General features: G+C 66.0%; 6 protein-coding genes and 1 pseudogene. All 7 read right to left on the bottom strand.

All coding sequences use genetic code 11. The features are described 5' to 3' along the window. Nucleotides 1-653 (bottom strand): biotin/lipoyl-containing protein (locus I55_RS11800; protein WP_044560756.1); only part of this gene is annotated, 653 nt, incomplete at its 3' end. A gap of 22 nt (nucleotides 654-675) precedes the next feature. Beyond that, complete coding sequence (gene pdhA, locus I55_RS11805) at nucleotides 676-1,686, bottom strand: pyruvate dehydrogenase (acetyl-transferring) E1 component subunit alpha (RefSeq protein WP_044560757.1); 1,011 nt, start codon at nucleotides 1,684-1,686, stop codon at nucleotides 676-678. A gap of 204 nt (nucleotides 1,687-1,890) precedes the next feature. Beyond that, nucleotides 1,891-2,262, bottom strand: a complete 372-nt coding sequence (locus I55_RS11810) for a septum formation initiator family protein (RefSeq protein ID WP_044560763.1) — start codon at nucleotides 2,260-2,262, stop codon at nucleotides 1,891-1,893. 195 nt (nucleotides 2,263-2,457) lie between these two features. Continuing rightward, nucleotides 2,458-3,738, bottom strand: coding sequence for a phosphopyruvate hydratase (gene eno / locus I55_RS11815; protein WP_044560758.1), 1,281 nt, complete (start codon nucleotides 3,736-3,738; stop codon nucleotides 2,458-2,460). A gap of 174 nt (nucleotides 3,739-3,912) precedes the next feature. Beyond that, nucleotides 3,913-4,458: a lysophospholipid acyltransferase family protein gene (locus I55_RS11820; protein WP_159107172.1), complete on the bottom strand. Its 546-nt coding sequence runs from the start codon at nucleotides 4,456-4,458 to the stop codon at nucleotides 3,913-3,915. A 166-nt stretch (nucleotides 4,459-4,624) separates the two neighbouring features. Next, a complete protein-coding gene (kdsA, locus tag I55_RS11825; protein WP_044560761.1) occupies nucleotides 4,625-5,464 on the bottom strand; it encodes a 3-deoxy-8-phosphooctulonate synthase in 840 nt (279 codons plus the stop codon). Between the two features lie 77 nt (nucleotides 5,465-5,541). Further along, nucleotides 5,542-6,030, bottom strand: a pseudogene (locus I55_RS11830) (gamma-glutamyl-gamma-aminobutyrate hydrolase family protein); the annotation flags it as partial.

Raw genomic sequence — 6,030 nt, forward strand, 5'->3', positions numbered from 1 at the left:
ATGAACTCCACGACCGGGCGCAGGCCACCGAACGCGGCACCCACCGCCAGGCCGGCGAAGCCATGCTCGGTGATGGGGGTGTCGATCACGCGATCGGCGCCGAACTCCTGCAACAAGCCCTGGGTCACCTTGTAGGCGCCCTGGTACTCGGCCACTTCCTCGCCCATGACGAAGACGCTGCCGTCCTTGCGCATCTCCTCGGCCATGGCGTCGCGCAAGGCCTCGCGCACCGTCATGGTCTGGGTGTTCTTGAAGAAGCGGTCCTCGTCCGACGGCGGCGGGGCCACGGGGGCCTTCACCGCCGGGGCGGCGGGAACGGCGGCCGGCTTGGCCTCTTCCTTGGGCGCTTCGGCCTTAGGGGCCTCGGCAGCGGCGGGGGCCTTGGCGGCGGTCACGTCGGCAGCGCTCTCGCCTTCACCGGCCAGCAAGGCGATGGCGGTGTTCACGGCCACGTTCTCGGTGCCTTCCGGCACCAGGATCTTGGCCAGGGTGCCTTCGTCCACGGCCTCCACTTCCATGGTGGCCTTGTCGGTCTCGATCTCGGCGATGACGTCACCGGCCTTGATCGTGTCGCCTTCCTTCTTCACCCACTTGGCAAGCTTGCCTTCGGTCATCGTGGGGGACAGGGCCGGCATCAGGATATCGATGGGCATTTTCTTATTCTCCGGCCAGCGATCAGGCTTCGACGAGGATGTCGGTCCACAGCTCCGAAACATCGGGTTCGGGGCTGGTGGTCGCGAAGTCGGCGGCCTCGGTGACGATGGCCTTAACGTCGCGGTCGATGACCTTCAGGCTTTCCTCGTCGGCGTAGCCCTTCTCGAACAGCCGCGCCTTCAGGTGGTCGATGCAGTCATATTCCGACCGCATCTTGTTGACCTCTTCCTTGGTGCGGTACTTGGCCGGGTCGGACATGGAGTGGCCGCGGTAGCGGTAGGTCTTCATCTCCAGGATCATGGGGCCGTTGCCGCCACGGACATAGGCCACGGCCTCGTCGGCGGCCTTCTTGACCTCCAGCACGTCCATGCCGTTGACCTGCTTGCCGGGGATGCCGTAGGCGCTGCCGCGCAGGTACAGCTCACCCGCCGAGGCGCGCTGCTGCGAGGTGCCCATGGCGTACTTGTTGTTCTCGATGACGTAGATCACCGGAAGCTTCCACAGCGCGGCCATGTTGAAGGACTCATAGACCTGGCCCTGGTTGACGGCGCCGTCACCCAGGTAGCAGACGTCGACGCAGCCGTCCTTCTTGTACTTGTGGGCGAACGCCAGGCCGGTGCCGATGGGCGTCTGCGCGCCGACGATGCCATGACCGCCGTAGAAGTTCTTCTCGCGCGAGAACATGTGCATCGAGCCGCCCTTCCCCTTGGAATAGCCGCCCGCGCGCCCGGTCAGCTCCGCCATCACGCCCTTGGCGTCCATGCCGCAGGCCAGCATGTGGCCATGGTCACGGTAGCTGGTGATGACGCTGTCGCCCGGCAGCTGCGCCGCCTGCATGCCCACCACCACGGCCTCCTGGCCGATGTACAGGTGGCAGAAACCGCCGATCAGGCCCATGCCATACAGCTGACCGGCCTTCTCCTCGAAGCGGCGGATCAGCAACATTTCCTTGTAGTAGTGGAGGAGTTCCTCCTGGGTCGGCTCCGGCGCTGCGTTCTCAGCGGGCTTGGCACGGCGTCTGGTCGTGGCCACTGGCGTCTCCCTTCTCAAGCGTGGGCGTTTAGCATCGCATGTCCCAGGGGATGGCCCCGGGCAATCCGGGCCGGGTCGGCCGGCACGGCTTCACTGCTAACGCCAAGTGCAGTGCAATGCAAGGAGTGTGCACTGCAAAACATTGCTTCATAAGGGTTATTTGCGATTAACCTATTTTTGGCTAATCGATGAATTATCAGCGGTTTACGGCACTTTGGCCGGCGCGTCCTTATCTTCATGCGGGGCAGGCTTGCCCGGAAGCAGGATCACGAGGTCATCCGGACGCGAGAAATCCAGCACCTTGCGGGCCTCTTCCTCCAACATGTCGGGATCAAGGTTGTCGGGGCGCAGCAGGCGGGCGCGACGTTCCATCGCCTCCCGCTCCGCGCGCACCTGGTCCAGCTGAGCCTTGGCCTGGGTCACCTGGGTCTGCAGCTGGGTCAGCGCCGTCAGCCCGCGTTCGCCCTGCACGGTGTGGTAGGCGAAATAAGCGACGACGGACGCCCCCACCACCGGTGCAACCACCTGGCGTAGGGCGCGGTTCAGAGCGGTACGGAAGGAACGGGCGCCAATCATGGGGCCCATGGTTCCACAAGGGTTCCGCAACCGTCAAATGGAAAGCGGCGTCTAATCTGTCTGCCGCATTTAATTCACGTTAATACCAACCATCGGTCGGCGTGATCCGACTATTGAGCAAAGAAAAAGGGGTGGAAGCCAGGTTCCACCCCCTCTTTCCGCCTAATCCGGCTGGCGCCGGACCGTGGCTTGGATTCAGCCGCGCTTCAGCGCGCCGCGGCCCGGGAACACGGCCGCCAGATCCAGCGCCTCCTCGATACGAATCAGCTGATTGTACTTGGCGATCCGGTCGGAGCGCGACAGCGAGCCGGTCTTGATCTGGCCGCAGTTGGTGGCCACAGCCAGGTCGGCGATGGTGGCGTCCTCGGTTTCGCCCGAGCGATGCGACATCACGGCGGTGTAGCCGGCGGCCTGGGCGATGCGCACGGCCTCCAGCGTCTCGGTCAGGCTGCCGATCTGGTTGACCTTCACCAGGATGGAGTTGGCGACCCCCTGCTTGATGCCGTCGGTCAGGCGGGCCGGGTTGGTGACGAACAGGTCGTCGCCCACCAGCTGCACCTTGGAACCGATGGCGTCGGTCAGGGCCTTCCAGCCGGCCCAGTCGTCCTCAGCCATGCCGTCTTCGATGGACACGATGGGGTAGCGGCCCGCCAGGTCGGCCCAGTAACGGACCATGGCGTCCGGGTCCAGTGTCTTGTTCTCACCGGCCAGCACGTACTTGCCATCCTTGAAGAACTCGGTGGAGGCGGCGTCCAGCGCCAGCACCACGTCGTCGCCCGGCTTGTAACCGGCGGCCTCGATGGCCTTCATGATGAAGGACAGGGCTTCGTCCGTGGACGCCAGGTTGGGGGCGAAGCCGCCCTCGTCGCCCACGGCGGTGTTGTGGCCGGCGTCCTTCAGCTTCTTCTTCAGGGCGTGGAAGATTTCCGCGCCAACACGAATGGCGTCGGCACAGCTTTCCGCACCCACCGGCATCACCATGAATTCCTGGATGTCGATGGGGTTGTCGGCATGGGCGCCGCCGTTGATGATGTTCATCATCGGCACCGGCAGGATGCGGGCGTTGGTGCCGCCGACATAGCGGTACAGCGGCAGGTCCAGCTCGTCCGCCGACGCCTTGGCCACGGCCAGCGACACGCCCAGGATGGCGTTGGCGCCCAGGCGGGCCTTGTTGGGGGTGCCGTCCAGCTCGATCATGGCGGCGTCGATGGCCACCTGGTCGGTGGATTCCAGGCCGCCGATGGTGTCGAAGATCTCGGTGTTGACCGAATCGACAGCCTTCAGCACGCCCTTGCCCAGGTACTTGGACTTGTCACCGTCGCGTAGTTCCACCGCCTCATGCGCGCCGGTGGAGGCGCCGGACGGCACGGCGGCGCGGCCGAAGGCGCCGGATTCCAGCCGAACATCAACCTCGACGGTCGGGTTTCCCCGGCTGTCGAGAATCTGGCGGGCCTGAATATCGATGATCGCGGACATGGGTTCTTCCCTTTATGCGTCGTGACGGCGAATGCGTCGTGGCGGGACGGTGCCCGTCATAGCCCTTAGGCGCCCCCGCAGGCAAGACCAGCGGGCGCGGTATCGCCTATGACGATTTGAAGGCTGTGGTTGTGCAGGGCGCCGGGACGTGCCGGGTATGGCGGAAGGCCACCGCTAGAATGACACCGCCGCGCCGATGCTGCGCCGCTTGCCCCGTGTGCCGGCGTAGAATCGCGACAGCTGCGCCAGATCCACCGCCTCATCCCCGGTGGGAAACAGCAGGGGACCAAAGCGGGCCTCGCGGTGGCCATAATCCAGCGCCACCGGCAGCACCGGCACCTTGGCGGCCACGGCGATGCGGTAGAAGCCGCTTTTCCAGCGCCCGACCTGGGCGCTGGACTTGCCGCCCCGGGTGCCGTCCGGCGCCACGCCGATGATCAGTTGCTCCGCCGCGTCGAAGGCGGCGACGCAGGTGCCCACCACGCCCTGCGGCGCGTCCCGGTTCACCGGCACCACGTCCAGGAAACGCATCAGCGGCGCCAGCGGCCCCTTGAACAGGGTGTGCTTGCCCAGCACGGTGACGCGCACACCGATGGTGAACGCGACCGCCATGGCCATCACGAAATCCCAGTTGGAGGTGTGGGGCGCCGCGATGGCCACGAACTTGGGCAGGTCAGGCACCTGTCCCACCAGGCGCCAGCCCATGAGCCGCAGGGTCACACGGCCCAGCGCGCGCGTGAGAGCGTTACCCCGCCGGGGAACCCGTGGGCCCACCCTGCCATCCATCCCGCTATCCTCCCCGGCGCAGCCACCGGTTGGCCCGGCGGCTTGGAAGACAGCATGACGAAGGCGGGCGCCCTTGGGAAGAAGCGGCCCGCCCGAGACATCAGAAGATCGGGTTGGCCTTGGCGATGCGGTCGATGGCGACCATGGTTTCCAGCAGGGCCGACAGGTCCTTTAGTTTGACCATGTTGGGACCGTCGCTGGGGGCGCAGTCGGGGTTCTCGTGCGTCTCCATGAAGACGGCGGCCACACCCACGGCCAGGGCGGCGCGGGCCAGCACCGGCACGAACTCCCGCTGACCGCCGCTGGTGGTGCCCTGCCCGCCCGGCTGCTGCACGGAGTGGGTGGCGTCCATCACCACCGGGTAACCCGTCTGCGCCATGATGGGCAGGCTGCGCATGTCGCTGACCAGGGTGTTGTAGCCGAAGCTGGCGCCACGCTCGCACAGCAGGATGTTCTGGTTGCCGGTGGAGGCGATCTTGGCCGCCACGTTCTTCATGTCCCACGGCGCCAGGAACTGGCCCTTCTTCACATTGATGACCTTGCGGGTCTCACCAGCGGCCAGCAGCAGATCGGTCTGGCGGCAGAGGAAGGCCGGAATCTGCAACACGTCCACGACCTCGGCCACCGGGGCGCACTGCTCCGCCGTGTGCACATCGGTCAGGACGGGGCAACCGAACTTCTCCCGCACCTCGGCCAGGATGGGCAGGCTCTTCTCCATGCCCAGGCCGCGCGCGGTGCTGACCGACGTGCGGTTGGCCTTGTCGAAGCTGGTCTTGTAGACGAGGCCGATGCCCAGCTTCGACGTGATCTCCACCAGCGCGTGGCTCATCTCCATCGCGTGCGCGCGGCTTTCCAGCTGGCAGGGGCCGGCGATCAGCATGAAGGGCTTGTCGTTGGCCACGTCCAGGTCGCGGATGCGGACGGTGCGGATGTCGGTCATCTCAAGATGCTCCCAAAAGCCAAAGGGCCGCCGCTGACGATGCGGCGGCCCCCTGGGACTGATACGGGCGTTGCCGCTTAAACCAGCCGGCTCTGCGCGATGGCGGCGCTGATGAAGCTGGTGAACAGCGGGTGCGGCTCAAACGGCTTGGACTTCAGCTCCGGATGGAACTGCACGCCGATGAACCATGGGTGGGTGGGGATCTCCACGATCTCCGGCAGCTCGCCGTCCGGCGACAGGCCGGAGAACTTCAGGCCCACCTTCTCCAGCTGGTCCTTGTAGGTGATGTTCACCTCGTACCGGTGGCGATGGCGCTCTTCGATATGGTTGGCGCCATAGACCTCCGCAACCTTGGTGCCGGGCAGCAACTGGCAGGGATAGGCGCCCAGCCGCATGGTGCCGCCCAGGTCACCCTCGGCGCCGCGCTTTTCCATCTCGTTGCCGCGCACCCACTCGGTCATCAGGCCGACCACCGGGTGCTTGTACTTGTGCCCGAACTCGGACGAGCCGGCGTCCTCCAGGCCCGCCAGGTGGCGGCTGGCCTCGATCACCGCCATCTGCATGCC

The sequence above is a fragment of the Azospirillum sp. B4 genome (genome assembly GCF_000333275.1).
Classification (GTDB): Bacteria; Pseudomonadota; Alphaproteobacteria; order Azospirillales; family Azospirillaceae; genus Nitrospirillum.